Genomic DNA, 19654 nt, shown 5'->3' with positions numbered 1-19654 from the left:
AACAGGATAAAATAGCCACCAATTTACTCATTGAAAGGCACCTGATATCCATGACTCCAAGCTGGCACGATCTCGACATCGCCCCGGAATTGATAGAAGCCATGTTGCAACTCGGCCATAAAATGCCGACCCGCATCCAGCAACAGGTTATTCCTGAGGCCATGGCGGAGCATGACATCCTGGCGTCGTCCCCGACCGGGACCGGAAAAACCCTGGCCTATCTGGTTCCAGCGTTCCAGCACCTGTTGGATTTTCCGCGTAGCGAACCAGGGAGTGCTCGAGTACTGGTGTTAGCACCAACCCGGGAACTGGCTGCACAGATCCACGAGCAGGCAGCGATTATCTGTCAACACACCGGCCATCAGAGCTTACTGGTAACCGGCGGGGTCAATTTCGGCAGTCACCTGAGTGCCTTTGAAAGCAATCTGGATATTGTCATTTCCACACCCGGGCGTTTGCTTGACTACCTCGGTCAGGAGCGCTTTTCCGCTGAAGATATCGAATGGCTGATTCTTGATGAAGCCGATCGCATGCTGGATATGGGTTTCACCGATGCTGTCAGCAGTATTCTGGCGGAAGCCCGCCATGTCCGCCAGCGTCTGCTCTTCTCCGCAACTCTGGAAGGTGCCGCTATTCAGCGCTTCAGTAAAAGTACCCTGCTGGAGCCTGTCTATATCGATGCCCAACCGCCAAAGCGCGAGCGTGGCAAGATCACGCAGTGGCTGCATCAGGCAGACACCCTCGAACACAAGACCCAGTTACTGCAGGCATTGCTGAATGAACATACTCAGTCGGTGCTGGTGTTTGTTAAAACCAAAGAACGGGTACTGGCACTAACCGACCAGCTACGTGCTCTGAAATACCGTGTCAGCATGCTTCATGGTGACATGCCACAGCATTCGCGCAATCAGGCGCTGGCAGACTTTTCCCAGGGCAAAAATGCAGTGCTGGTCGCAACCGATGTCGCCGCTCGCGGGATTGATGTTGATGACGTGCAACTGGTGGTTAACTTTGACTTGCCGCGCCGCGCCGATGTCTTTGTCCACCGTATCGGCCGCACGGGTCGCGCGGGTCGTAAAGGGCTAGCCGTGTCGCTGGTAGAGGCCCATGATGCAGATATGCTGGGTCGGGTCGAACGCTATCTTGGCGAGAAGATCGAACGTCGGGTGATTAAAGAGCTGCGCCCGCAATACAAGTTTCCACAACCAGGTAAGAGTAAAAAGAAGAAAGCTACGGCGAAGAAAAAGCCATCCAGCAAACAAAAACGCCGCTAATTGCGGCGTTTTTGTTTATACCAGCTGAAAACAATGAAGAAACTCAGTGCCCCGGCCATGTCAGCCACGACATCCCAGCCATCGGCACCGCGGCCCGGTATATAATACTGAATCCATTCAATCGCTACCGCGTACAGCAACAACCAGCTCAATGACCATAAGTAGCGCATACGAAAGGCATACTGCATGCTCGCTGCCAGCACAAAGAACAGCCCGAAGTGAACCACCTTATCTAGGTGAGCCACCGACGTGGGGCCTGCGGGCGGCGACTGCCAGAAGAACAATCCCGAGACCAGACAAAAAGTAAATACAAAAAGAGTTCGCGCTACTACGCTATTCAACAGTTTTCTCCGCTCGTTGATAAACCGCCACATTGGTGTAGCCAAGTTCGCGCAAATGCAGCACCTGCATTCGGCTCATAATTCCCTGATCGCAGTAAAGCAAATATTGGCGGTCTTTTGGAAGCCCTGCAAAGGCAGATTCGAGTTTAAAAAATGGTAAATGTTCAACTGAGTATTCGGTATTCTGCAACGGAGCCTGTTCAACTTCGTCATTGCTGCGAATATCCAGAATTACTTTTTCTAAGGTTGTGTCGTTAACCGCTGCCGCCAGGGACACTTTTTCCATCTGTGCGTCATGCAGTTGGCGAATGTCGATGACGTCTGCATTATAGACCTGAGCTTCAATCATTTGGTCGGTGATCGCCTGCTCGGCCTGCTTCACTTTTTCCAGATCCGCTTTGACCGTTGGCTTATTCGAAATAACGCCACAATACTCTGGCATCGCGGCGGCCAAAGGTTCAGTGCCAATGCGGCGGGCGATATCAACAATATCCTGCTTATCCATCGCGATCAGCGGCCGTAACACTAGCTTCGAGGTGACTTCGTCGATCACCGCCAGGTTGCTCAGGGTCTGACTCGATACCTGCCCCATCGCTTCACCGGTAACCAGCGCCTGGGCATTAACATAGCGAGTGGCCAGCGCTGCGGCTCGCAACATGGTGCGCTTCAAAACGACGCCCATCAGGCCATTGTCAACATGAGTGAGAATGACATCCACCAGTGGCGCAAAATCAATGCTTACGAACTTCACCGGATGGGTCGGTGAAAAACGCTTCCACAGATAGTAGGAGATTTCACGCACTCCTGCCTCATGCAAGTCGCCGCCTAAGTTAAAAAAGCAGTAATGGGTGCGTGCCCCACGCTTGATCATCTGATAGCTCGAGACTGTCGAATCAAACCCGCCTGACATCAGCGACAGCACGGTTTCCTGACTCGGTAAGGGGAACCCGCCGAGACCGGCAAAGCGCCGCTCCACCAGGAATACATCGTCCTCAGCTATCATCAGTACCACTTCTTCCTCGGCACCTTTTAACTTCACCTGAGTGCCTTCGACCCGTTCCTTCACACCACCGCCTATATAGCGCGCCAGGTCCTGGGAGGAAAACGAATGATGCCCTTTGCGTTTGACCCGGATAGCAAATGACTTACCCACTAGCTGAGCACGCTTGAAGCTGAGAACCCAGTCAAGCAAGGTCTCGAAATCCGTCAGTGGATGATACTGCACACGTTCAAAATGAAGCACGCCCGGAGTTGACTGTAAACGCTCAACCACCGCGTTCGAAAGGGCGTCAGAGGGTTGCTCGGGCAATACAACTTCGATGCGATCCCAGAGCCATTTTACTTTAATCACCGGGTCCAGCGCTTTCAGCTGAATACGCAAATTCGCAGTCAATAATTTACCGTGACGCGAGCGCACTGATTTGCTTTTTACCGTAATTTCGGCCTGCAACCGAACAATATACTTCATGGAAATACCTAACCTGGGGTGTGCACGGCATCTTAGGACAGCAAGATGCTACAACGACGATGGCCTTGTCGGTTAAACCGGCAAGGCCATCCAATGGCAGGCAATTATACAAAAAACGGGGTGAATCGGCTAGTTGCCTTGTTGGGTGCTGATTGGTTGTGACTCCATCGCACTCCCCTGCAGAATTGAAATTTCAACGCGGCGGTTGCGCCGACGATTATCATCACTGTTGTTAGGCACCAGTGGGCGCGTATCGGCCAGACCACGAACGGTCAGGCGGCTTTCTTCGAAATTCTCTACATTGAGCATTTCTTCAGCCACCGCCACGGCGCGTGCACTGGATAAATCCCAGTTTGAACTGTGCATTTCTGAACGAATACGACGATTATCTGTATGTCCTGAAATGGTAATTTCACCTGGAATATCATTCAGAACTTCACCAATGCGACGAATAACACCGCGGAACTGTGGTTGCAGGAACGCAGACCCTTGCGGGAAGGTGCCTTGTTCGCGCACCCGGATGATAATTTGCTGACCGAGGTTTTCCAGCTCTAATGCGCCCTCTTCAATTTCCTGTTCCATTTCTTCGCGGATGCGGTTGATTGCCTGTTCCGTCTGCTCCTGCATCTGCATCATATCCATTTGCTCAGGCGACTGCTCCTCAGGTTCCGCCTCACCGCCTTCTTCCTGCTGTGGGCCACCTACGTAGTCATCCTCACCGTCCTGGAAGTCCAGAGTCGACTCGGTCATGTCGCTGGTTACCTGCTGAATGGTTTCAATCGGCGTCGGCGTCGGACGGCCGGGACTGAATTCCTGGGCAATCACACTGGTACCGCGAGGAATATCTTCCACTTCAATGCGATTTTGCACACCAAAGGCGAACTGCATCGAGCCCGCAATCTGCTTGAATTTAAGTACATCCATTTCACTGAATGCCAGCAGCAGTACGAAAAAGCATAACAGCAGTGCCATCAGATCCGCGAAGGTAGCCATCCAGGGCGCCAGACCTTTCGGCGGGCACTTACGGCACTTTTTTTGCGGTTCCGGCAGAGCCATAGCTTAACGCTCCTCTTCCACACGCTTCGACGAAGCGAGATAGTTCTTCAACAGCGATTCGATAATACGTGGGTTCTGGCCATCCTGAATACCAAGCACCGCATCCAGCATCAGTTCCTGATTCAGTTTTTCCTGTTCCATACGCAGTTTGAGCTTGTTCACAATCGGCACACAGATAATGTTAGCAATGAAAGTACCGTACAGCGTGGTCAGCAAGGCTACTGCCATCGCTGGGCCGATCGCTTTTGGGTCATCCATGTTAGCCAGCATTGCAACCAGACCGATCAGCGTCCCTATCATCCCCATCGCTGGCGATACATCGCCAATGGTCTGGAAAATATTAGCGCCACGTTCGTGTCGGTCATAGGTCAAATCAATGTCTTTTTGCATGGTCGTGCGCACGACTTCGGCATCATGGCCATCCACCAGCATATCAATGCCTTTGCGAAAAAACGGGTTGGGGACTTCCGTTTCTTCCAATGCCAGAAAACCACCCTTACGCGCAGAATCAGCCATTTCCACCGCTTTATCGATCAGCTCCTGAGGCTGCTCGATACGGAACATAAAGGCCTTGACGGCGACTTTACCCGCGCCAAGAAACTGACTTAACGGATAGCTGGCCAGGGCGACAAATAATGATCCGCCAAATACGATAAAGATGGACGGCACATTCACATAGAGCCCGATGTCTCCGTTGAACAGCATCGCCATCGCAATGAAGGCGAGCGCCCCGATAATGCCGATTATTGTTGCTATATCCACACAGATCTCCCCGTTGTGTGTGTCTCAAGAAGAGGCGCTATTTTTCATCATCCGCGCTACACTAACAACCGCAATTTTTGTCGGTACTGTTAATTCATCGGCGCCCATGTCTATTTCTTTACTAACTCTTTGCAAATTACTTCAGTCGCAAAGCCCTCTGGCAGCCGTGCAGAGCACGCCTGGCAACGCTGGCAATTGAATTTAGCCTACAGGTTCGGTAAGGTTGCGAGATTAACATGGCGGCCCGTGTTGCAACACCGATGTGGCAGCATTCCGTGGAGAACATCTGATGACTGATAGCAAAGACACCTCTGAGTTAACCTTCGAGCAAGCGATGAGTGAACTTGAACACATTGTTAACCAGCTCGAACAAGGCGATTTGCCCCTTGAGCAGTCCCTGCAGCAATTTGAACGTGCCGTGGCGTTGTCGCGGATCAGTCAGCAAAAGCTGCAACAGGCTGAACAAAAAGTCAGCTTATTAGTGCGTCAGGGATCACAGGAAACCCTGCAGCCGATGTCCGACGATGAGGCCCCGTCAACATGACCAGTCAGATGACGAACAACAGCGTTACGTCAGCGACTGAGGACCCTGTGCTTACCGATAAATTACAGGCGTACCGCCAACGTCACAGTGACTTCCTGCAGATCCAGCTTACTGCCATCGATCCGGTCTGCCCTCGCCTGCATGATGCCATGCGCTATGCGGTGTTGCTTGGTGGCAAACGAGTCCGTCCATTTTTGGTCTACGCGGTGGGTGAAATGCTCGGTGCCGAGGCGAAAAACCTTGACGGAGCAGCGGCGGCGATTGAATGCATTCATGCTTATTCGCTGGTTCACGATGATTTGCCAGCCATGGACGACGACGATTTACGTCGCGGTCAGGCGACCTGCCACAAAGCCTTCGACGAGGCGACCGCCATTCTTGCTGGTGATGCACTGCAAAGTCTCGCCTTTGAGCTAATCAGCCGTCCGCTTGCGGGTGTCAGTGCCGTGGTCCAGCTAAACATGGTTCGAACGCTGGCGCAGGCAGCTGGTGCGCAGGGCATGTGTGCCGGCCAGTCTCTTGACCTGCAGGCAACCAACCGCCACGTCGACCTGGATACCCTTGAACGAATTCACCACTATAAAACCGGTGCGCTGATCGAAGCTGCCGTTGAACTGGGCCTTTTGCTTGCCAGTGAGGTTGCAACTAACGCCCGGGCAGACCAGCAGAGCTGGCTGGAGACGAGTCATCATCTGCGCCAGTGGGCCCGTTTGATCGGGTTAGCCTTCCAGGTTCAGGATGATATTCTTGACGTTATCGGCGACACTCAGGTCCTAGGCAAACAACAGGGCGCCGATGCCGAACAGCAAAAATCCACCTATCCAGCGTTAATGGGGCTTGCGAGCGCCCAAGGCTACCTCACCGAGTTAGCGCAAAAAGCGCTACACGCGTTGGATGCTATCCCGTACAATACCGAGGTATTAGCAGCATTCACCCATTACCTGATCACAAGAGACCGTTAGTTCATGACTGAAAGCACCTCTACAACACAGTACCCTGTGTTACGTCTGATTGACTCCCCTGCAGATCTGCGCGCGTTGCCCCGGCAAAAGCTCGACCAGGTGTGTAAAGAGTTAAGACAGTACCTGCTAAGTTCAGTCAGTCAAAGTTCCGGCCACCTGGCCAGCGGTCTTGGTACGGTTGAGCTGACCGTCGCCTTGCATAAAGTCTATCAAACGCCCTTTGATCATTTAGTTTGGGATGTCGGTCATCAGGCCTACCCGCATAAAATTTTGACCGGGCGCCGTGATGAACTGTCCAGTATTCGCCAGAAAGACGGCTTACACCCTTTCCCGTGGCGCGATGAGAGCGAATACGATGTGCTTTCAGTCGGCCATTCCAGTACCTCAATCAGTGCCGCCTTAGGCCTTGCCATTGCCGCTGAGAAAGAACGTCAGAACCGCCGGGTAGTCGCGGTCATTGGTGATGGCGCGATGACGGCCGGGATGGCGTTTGAAGCGATGAACCACGCCGGCGATATTAAACCGGATATGCTGGTGATCCTGAACGACAACGAAATGTCGATTTCGGAAAATGTCGGTGCGCTAAACAATCATTTCGCCCGCTTGCTATCCGGCAAGGTCTATACCTCGCTGCGCGAAGGCTCGAAAAAAATGCTGCGCGGTATGCCCACCGTCCGCGAACTGGCCAGCCGTGCCGAAGAGCACATGAAAGGGATGGTGACTCCGGGCACCATTTTTGAAGAACTTGGCTTTAACTATATCGGGCCAGTCGACGGGCATGACGTGACTACTCTGGTGGAAACCCTTGAGAACATGCGTTCACTGAAAGGGCCCCAGCTTTTACATGTGGTGACACGCAAAGGCAAAGGTTACGAACCAGCCGAAAAAGACCCGATTGGCTACCACGGTGTGCCGAAGTTTGATCCGGCGATTAATCAATTACCGGCTAGTAAACCTGGGCTGCCGTCGTACTCGAAAATTTTTGGTGACTGGCTGTGTGAGATGGCCAGCCAGGACGATAAGCTGGTCGCTATAACCCCCGCAATGCGCGAGGGGTCTGGCATGGTTGAGTTTTCACAACGCTTCCCTAACCAGTATTACGATGTGGCCATTGCCGAGCAACACGCGGTCACCCTGGCCGCCGGCCTTGCCATTGGTAAACGCAAACCTGTGGTTGCGATCTACTCAACATTCTTACAGCGTGGCTATGACCAGCTGATTCATGACGTTGCCCTGCAAAACCTGCCGGTGCTGTTTGCGATTGACCGGGCCGGTATTGTCGGTGCCGACGGACCGACCCATCAGGGCGCCTTTGACATCAGCTTCCTGCGTTGCATTCCAAACATGGTGGTGATGACACCCAGCGATGAAAACGAATGCCGTCAGATGCTGTATACCGGTTACCATCTGCAGCAACCTGCTGCGGTGCGCTATCCACGCGGTAGCGGCATTGGATGCGAGCTGGAGTCTTTGCAGGCAATGGAACTGGGTAAGGCGATCGTGCGCCGCCAGGGGACGAAGGTTGCTATCCTGAACTTCGGCACCTTGCTGCCTGAAGCCATGCAGGCCGCCGAAGCGCTGGATGCCACTGTCATCGACATGCGCTTTGTCAAACCGATGGATGCAGAGGCCGTTAAAAAAGCCGCGGCTGAGCACGACTTGCTGGTTACATTGGAAGAAAACGCGGTTGCCGGGGGTGCTGGTAGCGCCGTCGCCGAATTGCTAATGACTCAGCAACAGCCTTCCCCGCTGCTTATGCTGGGCTTACCGGACAGCTTTATCAAACATGGTTCACAGGCTGAAATACGGGCTGAACTTGAACTGGATGCTGCTGGTATCGAAGCCTCGATCCGAAAGCGCTTATAACCAGCCCATAGCGAGTACTGCGTGAATGATTGCCAGGCTCGCTAAACCAGCCAGAATGTCATCCACCATAATACCCAGGCCGCCATGCATATGGCGGTCAAGGTAACGGATTGGCCACGGTTTGAGGATATCGAAGATACGGAACAGGATAAACGCCAGCAACAGGGTGCTTACGCTCACTGGAACCGCAATCATCGCCACCATATAGCCCGCTATTTCGTCCCACACAATAGACGGGTGATCATGCTCGCCCATTGCCTTAGCGGTATAGCCACATAGGTAGATACCGACCAGGAATGCCACTACCGTGGCAATAATGAAGCCAGTAGTGCCGAGGTACGATGCCAGCCACACCACAGGAATCGCGGCCACTGTTCCCATGGTACCTGGCGCCTTCGGAAACAGACCACTACCAAACCCCAATGACAGGAAATGAAGCGGGTTTTTTAACAGGTGACGGTAACTCATCCGGGTGTCCTTATCGTCTGTTCGCTGAAGTAAAGATAAGCCAGGTTAAGCTACCCAGCTCTCAGTTGCCTTGAGGTACGTTCAGGTACTAAAGTGTAGCCATACCAAAGTGTTGATAGCCTAATCCCGAGGCAGTTACTTCGTTATCGCCATCAAAAAAACGCAACCCTGGCTGTCTGTCAATCTGACCAATACAGGTAATATCTACCCCGGAATGGGTCAAGGCGGTTTCCAGCGAGCCACGCATTTCTTCAGGAATGGTAAAACACAGTTCGTAGTCGTCGCCACCGTGCAGTGCGTAGTGACGTTTCTGCTCAAGTGACAATGTGTTGAGCGTATCAGAGTATGGCAACTGGGTCAGAAACAGACGTCCGCCAACCTCAGACCGTTTTAAAATATGTTGCAGATCGGCCGCTAATCCATCGGAGACATCAATACAGCTCGTCGCCATGCCCCGTAGAGCCTGCCCTAAGGACACTCTCGGTGTGGGGTAGAAGAGACGCTCCTCGAGCTTTTTCTGACCGGCGCTGGAGATCTCTAAATCGTCACGCTGCGCAGCAAGCGCAGCTGCAGCATCACCTAAGGTACCACTGACAAATATCCAGTCACCTGGCTTGGCGCCGTGACGTACCAGGGTTTGTCCTTCCGGCAGCAAGCCCTGAGCAGTCAGGGTTAAGGTCAACGGGCCACGGGTGGTATCACCCCCGATCAGCTGACAATGGTAATAACCAGCCAGTTCATGCATTCCAGCCGAGAATTCACTCAGCCATGTATGGTCGGCTTTGGGTAGGGTAATCGCCAGCGACAACCATGCAGGTTCAGCGCCCATTGCCGCCAGGTCAGACAGATTGACCGCCACCAGTTTGTGGCCAAGGGCGCGCGCCGGCACTTTGTCATCAAAGTGAACGCCCGCTACCATGGTGTCTGTGGTAACCGCAATTTCTGTGCCCGGCGTGGTCTTTACCACCGCACAGTCGTCGCCCTGCGCAAGTTGAACGTCACGGCGCGACTGGCCATGATGACGAAAATAACGCTCGATTAGTTCGAACTCGCTAAGAACAGACATATCGCAAACCAGTTTTATTGTCGCGCCGCACGCAGACTGTCAACCGCTTTGTCGAGCACGCCGTTGACAAAACGGTGGCTGTCATCGGCGCCAAATGCTTTGGCTAACTCAATCGCTTCGTTCATAACCACCTTATAAGGCACATCCACGCGGAACTTCAGCTCGTAGGCGGAGACACGTAAAATCGCCCGCTCGATCTGATCTAAATCCGCAAACGGCCGGTCGGTAAACGGCGACAATGAGCCGTCCAGTGAACTGGCCTGGGTTGCGACGCCTCGGATCAGATCCTGAAAGTAATCAACATCGACCTTGCTAACGTCATTGTCAGTCAAAAACTCAGCCTCAATATCACTGATACTGTTTTTCGAAAGCTGCCATGAATAAATAGCCTGAATAGCCAAGCGACGTGCTTTACGGCGTGCTGCTGGTTTCACAATGATTATCCTTACAACTGTTGCAGAACGTTGACCATTTCAAGGGCGCTCAATGCAGCCTCTGAGCCTTTATTGCCGTGCTTTACGCCAGCCCGATCAATGGCCTGTTCGTCGGTGTCGGTAGTAATCACACCAAAAGCTACCGGAATGCCTGATTGCATGGCAACCTGAGCCAGACCAGAGTTCGCCTCACCGGCAACAAAGTCAAAGTGTGGTGTACCACCGCGAATAACCGCGCCAATCGCGATTAAGGCATCATAATGGCCACTTTCTGCGGCTTTCTTCGCTGTTAACGGCAGCTCATAGGCACCTGGCACCCGAATCACGGTAATGTCATCCGCGTTGACCTGGCCGATACGCTGAAGTGTACCTACTGCACCCTCCAGTAACGCGTCGACGATAAAGCTGTTAAAACGAGATACCACGATGGCAAATTTTTTACCCGGCGCTGCAACGCCACCTTCAATTGTCTTCATCTTATGTCCTAAATACGGTCACTGACCGTAAAATACCCAGTACACCAGGTTGCGCAGACTGCTTTCATGCTCTCGGTTGCGACAAACCCAGTCTAAAAATGGCGCGTAGTTTACCACATTGCGTATCAGCGCGCACGAAACCTGTACAAAAGCTCATTGCTACTGGCATCTTCAGCAACCATTTCGAAATTGTTCTGTTCAAACTGATTGCGGGCAAAGATATTGGCCCGCGAAGTCGGGAATAGGACCGACTCGACGTCCCACTCTTCCCGTACCCACTGCGCGATATTGGCCACTAAGCGGTTGCTGTGTTGAGCGGATTGTCCCGCTTCATTTAACCAGAAGGTTATTTCAAACTGATACTCTGCCGGATCAAACCCTGGCACGTCACTGCGGTTCTGCACCCGGCTAATAAATAATGCGCCACGCAGCTGACGATGTTGCGGTTCGAGAATAACGTAGGTATAGGCTGCACCCTCGTTGTGTTGCTGAACATGGAATTGAATGGTGTCGGTATGGCTTTCCAGGGTCTGTTTAGAGGTGGGCCAGCCCCAGCCTAAGGTCTCATACAACATGCGTCGGGACGCCTGGGCGGCACCATAATAGGCAACACTGTCGTTCTCGCTTAGTACCACGAAGCGCCAGTCGTCCTGGTATTCCTGTGGAGCATCATATTGAGTTAAATCGCTTTGCCCTGTCGCAGTGAACGCCCATAACAACATGCTCAGGAGCAAGGGCCCAACCATGCTGATCTTGATAGGGGCTGAACGCTTTTCAGTCTGTTTTTCCATTAACCATTCCTCGGGTTCTTGCCCTGCGCCTGTCCGGTAAATGCCTGCACTTTTTCCAGCGCCAGCTGAATATTATCGCAAACGTCCATAGGATCACCGATCCGTACCACTTTACGGGCATAATCAAGTGCGACCGGAATAACTGGCACTTTCGCCTGACTGGCTATATGGAGAAAACCGGTTTTCCACGCGGCTACTTTCTTGCGGGTACCTTCCGGCGCGATCACCAGAATTAGCTGGTCGCGTTTGGCAAAGGCATCGCACATCGTTTCGACCACTCCTTGCCCTTTTCCCCGCTCTACCGGAATACCACCGATACGAGTGAAAAATCCTTTGAGTGGAAAACGAAACAACGAATGTTTACCCAGAAAGGCAACTTGCAAACCTAACCGAAATTTCACCATCAAACCAACCATGAAGTCCCAATTGGAGGTATGTGGCGCGATAGGGATAACCCCTTTCGCCAGGTCTGGCAATTGCCCTTCAATTCTCCAGCCACCGAGCAGACGAAGCCCAATGCCACCCAACCAGTAGAGAAAACGGTTCGCTTTTACTGGCAAACCGGCCGTTCGTTCTGTCATACGCGCCTGTACCTGTCCCTGTTAATTGAGTTCTTCGAGCCGCGCCCGAATTTCTCGCAGTTTACGCTTCACTTTGCGCTGGTTCTCAAGACCCAAACGTAGCATTTGCTTCTGCGCTGCAGGCAGAGACTCCAGCTCCGGGTCGGCAAAGGTATACATTACACTATCATCTGATAAAGCAAGCAGCCCTTCAGGCTCCGGGGTCGCCAGTAGTACATCAATGGCGTCCTGAATCTGTACCTGAAATGTCTCATCAGGGTGTGCTATTTCAGTAAAGGCCTGTTCAAACAAAGGCTGATAGGCTTCATACAGGTTCACCACCACTTCACTGTCAAGGCTCACAAACCAGTCTACCAGCTCATCGTAACGGGCAAAGCTGCGTTCGTCGATATACAACTGGTTATCCACTTCCTGCGTGGTGAAACGAGCGTCAGGGCTACTCACACCGGCGCTTTCACGGATCACCTCTCCATCGCTTAAGTTATGTACAAAAATAACCATATCACGGACCAGGTGCTCACTACGCAGAGGACGCACATTTTGCTCTCGCTCTTCGAGCTCTGCTAACAGTGGTTGCGTACTTTGATTCAGCTCAGGCAGTTCAATTTCTGGCTCAGGTTCAGGCTCCGGCTCGACGTCTGCGGTCGAATCAGGCTCAGGCAAAGGCATGTAGTCCGGTAATGGTTCAGGTTCGGGCTCAGGGTCCGGTAGCGGCTCAGGCTCACTGACCTCGACCGGCACTGACTGGCGGCTATCCGGCTCCTCATCAGAGCCTGACCACCATAAAACGACAACCACCAGTAGTAAAATTACCAGGGCAAGGGCAACAAGCGTAATAAGGCCGCGCTTAGGCGTGTTCGATTGAGCAGGATCGTGTTCACTCATGGCTAAATCCTTTAAATTTGTTCTGGACGGGTAAATACCAACTCTGTATCTGAAGACAACGCCGCATCGAATTTATATCCCGCGCTGTTAAAGGCTTTTAATGCCTGCACGTCGGCCGGCTGGTTTTCCGCGATAAAACGCGCCATTAAGCCCCGTGCCTTCTTAGCATAGAAGCTTATTACCTTTAGCTGCCCATTTTTGCTGTCTTTAAATACAGGTGTTACCAGTGTTGCTTGCAATTTACCCTTGTTAACAGCCTTAAAATACTCGTTGGACGCGAGATTTACCAACACTGTATCGCCAGCACTGGCCAGATCTTGATTCAGTTGTTCGCTAATCCGGTCGCCCCAGAATTGATACAGATCTTTACCACGGCTGGTGGTGAGTTTGGTCCCCATCTCAAGCCGGTAAGGCTGCATCAAATCGAGTGGCCGCAAAACACCATAGAGGCCAGACAGAATACGCATATGTTGTTGAGCATAGTCAATCGCGTTTGCGCCTAACGTATTCGCATCCAGCCCCGCATAAACATCACCGTTAAATGCAAATACCGCCTGTTTCGCGTTCTGTGGTGTGAATGGCCGTTGCCAGTCACTAAAGCGTGCGGCATTGAGACCGGCTAATTTATCACTGATTTTCATCAATGAGCCAAGTTCCTGAGGCGACAAAGTTCGCGCCCGCTTTACCAGTTGTTCCGCCTCGTCGAGTAACCGCGGCTGACTATAGGTCTCGGTTGCTGCCGGGCTTTGATAGTCGAGATTTTTCGCTGGGGAAACAACAAATAACATAGGTAACCGCCTCACTGAAGTTGAATAACGTTTCATGACATTTCTTTTCGTATACTACCAAGAGTTGACCCAATTTACCTCCGCAACCCGCTTTAGCCTCTTGCTGTACCAGCGTATTTTTCGAATTAAACCAATTTTTTAACCCGTTAAAATGCACCCAGTAGAATGTTTGTTTAAAAATTAATCTTGTTCTATTGGTTTGATTACTTTACAGTCAACCGTGACAGCAATATTACAAATTATTAAAAATTGCTGGTAACCGCGTTTAATAACGGGTTACGCATATTGAAAAGGCAAACTCATCGAAAGGTGGGGACGCAAAGCTACCTGTCTAAAGAATGGCAACATTCCAGGATCGAGGGGATACCAAACTTGACTGATATTTCAGTGTACTTCGGTTATGTTTTGTTCTTCTCCATTGCACTATGCCAATGAGTCTTGCGTTGTTTACTTCAATACTGTTCGGGAACCAAGCAGTACCCATGGGTATGTCCCATACATAACAATGCAACACAACGCAGGTCTTTACCTGTCAGGAGAACGACCATGAAAAAACTCGTACTAGCGACGGCCATTGCGGCCGCAACCACCATGTCTATGACTGCGCAGGCTCAGGAAGTTGGCACCTTTGATATCGATGTTAACGTTGTTGCCAGCTGTCAATTGGTCGCCAACCCAGTCAATTTCGGTGACGTCGACGCATTCGCCGACATTGATGCTATTACTGCCGCCGCACCAGCAACTCTCGATGTAACCTGCACCAACGGAGCTGGTTACGATATTGCTTTAGGTCATACAGGACAATTAACCCATGCCACTGCTCCTGCGGTAACCTATAGTCTGTTCCAGGATGCCGGCTTCCTAACGGTCTGGAATGATACGACAGATACCCTCGCAGCAACAGGTAACGGCGCTATACAAAACTATGATGTGTTTGCTCAGTTGGCCATTGATAACACCACAGAAATTGGTGCTTACACTGGCACAGTGACTGTAACTGTTACTTTCTGATGAAATCCCCTGCAACTAAGCTACAACAGACCGGTCGCACCGGTCTGTTGGTTTGCGGCTCGCTGGTATTATTGCTGGTACTTTTGCTTTTAGTCCCGGCTCACGCCACTAGCTTCACCGTACAACCAATTCGCGCCGAGCTTTCTGCCAATCAGCAAGTGTTTGCAATGCGTGTGCGCAATACCAGCTCAAGCGACGTTTCGATTCAGCTTGATATTAAACAATGGCAACAGATCAACGGCCACGAGCAATACACAGACACCGATGAACTGCTCGCAGTCCCACCTATTTTCACGGTAGCGGCGAACCAGACCCAGACTATTCGGGTCGGCCTGCGTCGGGCGCCAGATCCGGAGCTGGAACTAAGCTATCGACTCTATCTGCGTGAACTGCCCCCGGCAGACGACACTTCGAATGGGGTCAAAATGGCGCTGAATATCGGTGTACCGGTATTTGTCGAACCGGCTACCGGCAGCGCTACCCACCAACTGGAATGGCAGACCCGGCTCAATAACCAAGGCAGACAGGTTATATCAGTGGTGAATCGCGGCAACGGTCATGCGCAAATAACGCGCTTGCAAGCCAGCTCTTCAGGTCAGGATTTTAGCCGGTCACTGAACGATTATGTGTTACCGGGTTCCAGCCGCACGTGGGTTTTGCCGTCTGACTTTGCAGTAAGCGACAGCAGCGCCCTGCAATTAAGAGCGAGAGTGAATGGCAACCAACAGTCACGCACCGTTCAGCTGGACTAAATTCCTTTCAATACTTGTTATTACTGGTTGTTGCTTTCTGCCATTGGTTACCTCGCCAGTCGTTGCCAAGCCGCTTTTTAACCAACCGATTGCCAGTGCTATAAGCACGGTACGGTTAGGTGACTGGCAGGACAGAACCCGGTTAGTACTGGAAGGTGTCAGCGGAATGAGTGCAGAGATTGAACATGGTAGTTCGGCCACCGAACTGTCATTGGTATTCTATTTCCCTGAACAACACGACTTCCCCAGCTGGTTAGAACAGGTTATTCCGGGTGACCACCCAGCGCTGCAACACGTTCAGATAACCGACCTTCAAGTTAACAGTGCTCGCGTCAGATTTCATTTCCATAGTCCTGTAAGCCTCAACATATTTGATTTGCGCCCAATGGAAGGGTTCCAGTTCCGGCTGGTGCTGGACTTCTATCAACTGGCCAAGGTCAGTAGTGAACAATGGCTGGATGTCTTCATAAACAACAAAGGAGGCTTTGGCACGGTACTGGCGCTCACCACACTCGACCACGATGTCCTGTTAGCTGGCAGTGACCTTGAACGCTGGCGTATCGAGCTGCCCGCTGAGGCATATATGACGCATTACCAGCAGCCCTATTATTCACTGCGCCAGCTTGGTGTACGCTATCAGATAAACCCTCAGCAATTGCAGCTCAATATTGAGGTGCCCGCCGCCCAGTTTGCCCGCCTGCGACTACGTGGTCACGAGCGGGAACGCCCTCAACTGACGGCATCCAGTCTCGGCGCATTTTTCAACTACGACCTGAATGCCACTGAGCGCGAGGACGACCTAAGTGCGTCCGGGCTACTCGAATTGGGCCTGTTTAACCGCTGGGGCAGTGGCTCCACCCGGGTACTCGCGCGCAACGAATCCGAATACCATGAACAAGGGGTCATTCGGCTCGATACCCAGTGGCGTTATGACAACCCCGAACGTATGACTACCCTTATTGTTGGCGACAGCATCAGCCGCACTGCCAGTTGGAACCGGGCCACTCGTTTTGCCGGAGTACAATGGGGCTCCAATTTCAGTACCCAGCCCGAGATGCTGACCATGCCAACTCTGAGTTTTGTGGGGGAAGCCAGCCAGCCGTCGACGATTGATCTCTTTATCAACGAAGCATTGCGGTTCCGTACTGAGGTACCCGCAGGGCCTTTCAGCATCGACGATCTGCCCGCCATTACCGGCTACGGCGAAGCTCGCATGGTGGTTACCGATATTCTTGGCCGCGAGCAGGTCATCCAACAAAACTATTTTGCCAACCGTCGAATGCTGCGGGCAGGCCTGCATGATTACTCCATCGAGCTGGGTTATATCCGGCAAAACTTCGGCTTACGTAACGATGACTATGGGCCGGGGCTGGTCAGTGGGTTGCATCGCTTTGGCCTGACCAATAACTTCACCTCCGAGGTGCATCTTCAGGCCACCTCAGAACAGCAGCTTGGTGGGGTCGGCGCAAGCTATACCCTGCCCTGGAATAGCCTGGTTCACGCAGCTGTCGCCACCAGTTATGGTGATGACCGTAGTGGTCAGTTGCTTAGCATTGGTATGCAGTACCAGCGTCGCCGATTCAATTTTGGAATAGACGCCGAAATCGCCAGTGAGAACTTTGAACGTGTTGGCACGACCCGCTTTGCTTTTGTTCCGCGCCAGCAACTTCGCGCTTTCAGTAGCTATTCGACCGCACGCAGTGGCACCTTAAGTCTGTCCTATACCGAGCAGGATTTTCGCACCCGGCCAGGCATTCAGTTTATAAATGCCGGTTACAGCGTCCAGTTCGCTCGCTTTGTCAGTCTGCGACTCTCCGCTCTGCACTATCTGGATGACGAGGACACCCGGTTCAACCTGACCCTGAGTGTTCCACTAGGCTGGAACCGCACCAGTGCCAGCGTCTCCGCGCAGAACCGCGGCGATGACACCTCAGGCTATGCCCAGCTGCAACGTAGCCTGCCCAGCGGCACTGGGGTCGGCTACCGCCTGCGTCAGGGTTTCAGTGAGCGCGACCTAAGCCTGGCGAGCATTCAGTATCAAAACGACCATGCCCGATACAGTATGGACATTTCAAAGCGCCAGGATATAACCGCAACCCGCGCCGGATTACGCGGCGCCTTTACCCTCATGCATGGCCAATTATCAGCAAGCCGCCAGCTCAACCGAAGTTTTGCGCTGGTTCAGTTGCCAGACTTCCCGAATGTCCGGGTGTACGCAGATAACCAGCTGGTTGGACGAACCAACCACCGAGGCAATGCGATGATCCCTCGTTTACGACCGTATCAACGCAACCGCATTCGGATTGAGCAAGCCGACTTACCGCTGAACGCTACGATTGACTCACTGGAACAGGAAGTCGCGCCGTACTATCGCAGCGGGATTAAACTTGAGTTTCCGGTACGGCTGACGCGCAGTGCATTTTTCCGCATTGAGTTACCAAACGGAGAGCCGGTTCCGGTCGGAGCGACCGCAAGCAGTACAAACGACAACAGCTTTATGGTTGGACACCGCGGCGAAACCTATATGACCGCACTGCAAGAGCGCAACGAAATACATGTGCGCTGGGGGCAGCAAGGCTGCTCATTCGTACTCAGCGTACCGCTAAGCGACGACGCCCTGCTCGATTTAGGCACTGCAACCTGCCACCCTGAGGCACACTAATGGTTCTGATAAAGGTACCAACTATGACAACAACACAGCGCACTGCCCTAGCCAGTCTAGCCTGCCTGTTGGTTTCAGCACCTGCCCTGGCAGATTGCACCATTAGTGCTGAGGGGTTAAGTTTCGGTCAGTATGACGTGTTTGACGAATCGCCCACTGAAGGCGTAGGTAACCTGACTGTCAGCTGTACGCCGTCAACCAGCTATACCGTGCTGCTGAGTGCCGGAACGGGTAGCTACACTGAACGCTATTTAACGGGCGACCAGTCGACACTTATCTATAACCTCTATATAGATGCCGCCTACAGCCAGGTGTGGGGGGACGGCAGTGGCGTTTCCACCGTGGTCTCAGGGACAACCGATGGCGCCACGAACCATGATCTGTACGGACGTATTCCAGCGCGACAAAATGTAACTCCCGGCTTCTATACCGACACCATCACAGTGACCGTTGAGTTTTAAAATAAAAAGGCCAGCTTAAAAGCTGGCCTTCATTGAGTAAAAGTAGCGCTACAGCAGATTGTCCTGCTCTTCGCCCTCTTTCTCCACCTCTGGTGGCATCAAGTCTTCCCGCGAAATACCCAGCGCTACCATGATGGTAGTACGGGTAAATGTCGACGAGTAGGTACCCACTACCACACCAACCAGCATCGCCAGAGCAAAGCCACTGACCATCTGACCGCCGAAAAACAGCAGCGTGAAGAGCACCATAATGGTGGTCAACGAGGTAATCAGAGTTCGGCTCAGACACTGACTGAGTGAAATATTGATCACATCCTGCACTTCAGTGTTGCGTAGCTTACGGAAGTTCTCACGAATACGGTCTGAAATAACAATACTGTCATTCAGCGAGTAACCGATAACTGCAAGCAATGCCGCCAGAATCGTCAAATCAACTTCAATTTGCAGGATCGAGAACAATCCGAGGATCATCACCACGTCCTGTACCAAGCCAATCACCGACGCCAGCGCAATCCGCCATTCAAAGCGGAATGACACGTAGATAAGGATACAAATAGCTGCCACGATCATCGCCAGGCCACCGGCTTCTGCCAGCTCCTCACCTACACTGGGGCCGACAAACTCAACCCGGCGCATTTCCAGATCACTGTCGACTTCACTGCGAAGGAGTTGGAACAGGTTATCGCCGACTGAATCAGCGTCCGCCATTTCTGGACGTGGCGGCACCCGAACCAGGATATCGCGTGACGAACCGAAGTTCTGTACCACCGCATCACTCAGCTCGTTGTCGGCCAACACGTCACGCAGCTGCTCCAGGTCCGCGGGCTGCGAGAAACCGACTTCTACCAGCGTACCACCGGTAAAATCCAGTCCCCAGTTCAACCCTTTGCCAGCCATAGTCACTATCGCCACCAGTAACAAAATGACACTGAGAATCGCCGTTGGGGTACTCAGTTTCATAAAGTTTAAGGGGCGGTTTTCATCAACCTTTGTAATCTCAAACATT

21 protein-coding genes and 1 riboswitch are annotated in these 19654 nt (G+C 52.4%); of the genes, 8 read left to right on the top strand and 13 right to left on the bottom strand.

What is annotated here, in order from left to right; translation table 11 throughout:
* Window positions 1-50 precede the first annotated feature (50 nt).
* The gene (gene srmB, locus CWE14_RS11975; RefSeq protein ID WP_126799589.1) at window positions 51-1274 is read left to right on the top strand and encodes an ATP-dependent RNA helicase SrmB; all 1224 of its coding nucleotides are present in this window, start codon (window positions 51-53) and stop codon (window positions 1272-1274) included.
* Here the strand turns inward: srmB and CWE14_RS11970 are convergent.
* The 4 genes from CWE14_RS11970 to pomA all read right to left on the bottom strand — a co-directional run bounded on the left by CWE14_RS11970 (window position 1271) and on the right by pomA (window position 4901).
* Window positions 1271-1615 (bottom strand): VanZ family protein, encoded by a 345-nt coding sequence (locus CWE14_RS11970; protein WP_157981821.1) that lies wholly within the window; start codon window positions 1613-1615, stop codon window positions 1271-1273. The two genes, srmB and CWE14_RS11970, sit on opposite strands and share 4 nt — an antisense overlap.
* Window positions 1608-3083, bottom strand: coding sequence for a tRNA uracil 4-sulfurtransferase ThiI (thiI, locus tag CWE14_RS11965; RefSeq protein ID WP_126799587.1), 1476 nt, complete (start codon window positions 3081-3083; stop codon window positions 1608-1610). Before thiI ends, CWE14_RS11970 begins: the two co-directional genes overlap by 8 nt.
* Before the next feature lie 129 nt (window positions 3084-3212).
* The gene (locus CWE14_RS11960; RefSeq protein ID WP_126799586.1) at window positions 3213-4139 is read right to left on the bottom strand and encodes a flagellar motor protein MotB; all 927 of its coding nucleotides are present in this window, start codon (window positions 4137-4139) and stop codon (window positions 3213-3215) included.
* Window positions 4140-4142: 3 nt separating this feature from the next.
* The gene (pomA, locus tag CWE14_RS11955; RefSeq protein WP_126799585.1) at window positions 4143-4901 is read right to left on the bottom strand and encodes a flagellar motor protein PomA; all 759 of its coding nucleotides are present in this window, start codon (window positions 4899-4901) and stop codon (window positions 4143-4145) included.
* A gap of 289 nt (window positions 4902-5190) precedes the next feature.
* On the opposite strand from pomA, the gene CWE14_RS11950 reads away from it, so the two are divergent.
* The 3 genes from CWE14_RS11950 to dxs are packed head-to-tail and all read left to right on the top strand — an operon-like array spanning window position 5191 to window position 8273.
* Window positions 5191-5445 (top strand): exodeoxyribonuclease VII small subunit, encoded by a 255-nt coding sequence (locus CWE14_RS11950; RefSeq protein ID WP_126799584.1) that lies wholly within the window; start codon window positions 5191-5193, stop codon window positions 5443-5445.
* 47 nt (window positions 5446-5492) lie between these two features.
* A complete protein-coding gene (gene ispA / locus CWE14_RS11945) occupies window positions 5493-6407 on the top strand; it encodes a (2E,6E)-farnesyl diphosphate synthase (RefSeq protein ID WP_241972402.1) in 915 nt (304 codons plus the stop codon).
* A 3-nt stretch (window positions 6408-6410) separates the two neighbouring features.
* Window positions 6411-8273, top strand: a complete 1863-nt coding sequence (dxs, locus tag CWE14_RS11940) for a 1-deoxy-D-xylulose-5-phosphate synthase (protein WP_126799583.1) — start codon at window positions 6411-6413, stop codon at window positions 8271-8273.
* On the opposite strand, the gene CWE14_RS11935 is transcribed toward dxs, so the two are convergent.
* From CWE14_RS11935 to yaaA, 8 genes are all read right to left on the bottom strand, one after another.
* Window positions 8268-8741, bottom strand: coding sequence for a phosphatidylglycerophosphatase A family protein (locus tag CWE14_RS11935; RefSeq protein ID WP_126790079.1), 474 nt, complete (start codon window positions 8739-8741; stop codon window positions 8268-8270). The genes dxs and CWE14_RS11935 overlap by 6 nt on opposite strands.
* Before the next feature lie 88 nt (window positions 8742-8829).
* Complete coding sequence (thiL, locus tag CWE14_RS11930; RefSeq protein ID WP_126799582.1) at window positions 8830-9807, bottom strand: thiamine-phosphate kinase; 978 nt, start codon at window positions 9805-9807, stop codon at window positions 8830-8832.
* 14 nt (window positions 9808-9821) lie between these two features.
* Entirely contained in the window at window positions 9822-10241 is a 420-nt protein-coding gene (gene nusB, locus CWE14_RS11925) for a transcription antitermination factor NusB (RefSeq protein WP_126799581.1), read from the bottom strand.
* Window positions 10242-10252: 11 nt separating this feature from the next.
* Window positions 10253-10717, bottom strand: coding sequence for a 6,7-dimethyl-8-ribityllumazine synthase (gene ribH / locus CWE14_RS11920; RefSeq protein WP_126790082.1), 465 nt, complete (start codon window positions 10715-10717; stop codon window positions 10253-10255).
* Window positions 10718-10842: 125 nt separating this feature from the next.
* Window positions 10843-11508, bottom strand: a complete 666-nt coding sequence (locus CWE14_RS11915) for a hypothetical protein (RefSeq protein ID WP_126799580.1) — start codon at window positions 11506-11508, stop codon at window positions 10843-10845.
* The gene (locus CWE14_RS11910) at window positions 11508-12089 is read right to left on the bottom strand and encodes a 1-acyl-sn-glycerol-3-phosphate acyltransferase (protein ID WP_126799579.1); all 582 of its coding nucleotides are present in this window, start codon (window positions 12087-12089) and stop codon (window positions 11508-11510) included. Before CWE14_RS11910 ends, CWE14_RS11915 begins: the two co-directional genes overlap by 1 nt.
* 21 nt (window positions 12090-12110) lie before the next feature.
* The gene (locus tag CWE14_RS11905; RefSeq protein ID WP_126799578.1) at window positions 12111-12974 is read right to left on the bottom strand and encodes a DUF3014 domain-containing protein; all 864 of its coding nucleotides are present in this window, start codon (window positions 12972-12974) and stop codon (window positions 12111-12113) included.
* Window positions 12975-12985: 11 nt separating this feature from the next.
* Window positions 12986-13762 (bottom strand): peroxide stress protein YaaA, encoded by a 777-nt coding sequence (yaaA, locus tag CWE14_RS11900; protein ID WP_126799577.1) that lies wholly within the window; start codon window positions 13760-13762, stop codon window positions 12986-12988.
* A gap of 282 nt (window positions 13763-14044) precedes the next feature.
* Window positions 14045-14133, top strand: a riboswitch (cyclic di-GMP riboswitch).
* A gap of 175 nt (window positions 14134-14308) precedes the next feature.
* On the opposite strand from yaaA, the gene CWE14_RS11895 reads away from it, so the two are divergent.
* The 4 genes from CWE14_RS11895 to CWE14_RS11880 are packed head-to-tail and all read left to right on the top strand — an operon-like array spanning window position 14309 to window position 18648.
* Window positions 14309-14773, top strand: coding sequence for a spore coat protein U domain-containing protein (locus CWE14_RS11895; protein WP_126799576.1), 465 nt, complete (start codon window positions 14309-14311; stop codon window positions 14771-14773).
* Window positions 14773-15525, top strand: a complete 753-nt coding sequence (locus tag CWE14_RS11890; RefSeq protein ID WP_126799575.1) for a fimbrial biogenesis chaperone — start codon at window positions 14773-14775, stop codon at window positions 15523-15525. The genes CWE14_RS11895 and CWE14_RS11890 overlap by 1 nt, the downstream gene beginning before the upstream one ends.
* Complete coding sequence (locus CWE14_RS11885; RefSeq protein ID WP_126799574.1) at window positions 15488-18187, top strand: fimbria/pilus outer membrane usher protein; 2700 nt, start codon at window positions 15488-15490, stop codon at window positions 18185-18187. The genes CWE14_RS11890 and CWE14_RS11885 overlap by 38 nt, the downstream gene beginning before the upstream one ends.
* Before the next feature lie 23 nt (window positions 18188-18210).
* Complete coding sequence (locus tag CWE14_RS11880) at window positions 18211-18648, top strand: Csu type fimbrial protein (RefSeq protein ID WP_157981820.1); 438 nt, start codon at window positions 18211-18213, stop codon at window positions 18646-18648.
* Between the two features lie 48 nt (window positions 18649-18696).
* On the opposite strand, the gene secF is transcribed toward CWE14_RS11880, so the two are convergent.
* Window positions 18697-19653, bottom strand: a complete 957-nt coding sequence (gene secF, locus CWE14_RS11875; protein WP_126799572.1) for a protein translocase subunit SecF — start codon at window positions 19651-19653, stop codon at window positions 18697-18699.
* Between the last annotated feature and the right edge of the window lies 1 nt (window position 19654).

The organism is Aliidiomarina soli (assembly GCF_003986975.1).
Lineage (GTDB): Bacteria > Pseudomonadota > Gammaproteobacteria > Enterobacterales > Alteromonadaceae > Aliidiomarina > Aliidiomarina soli.
The sequence above is the reverse complement of the archived record's forward strand: the minus strand, read 5'-3'. Positions and strand labels throughout refer to the sequence as shown.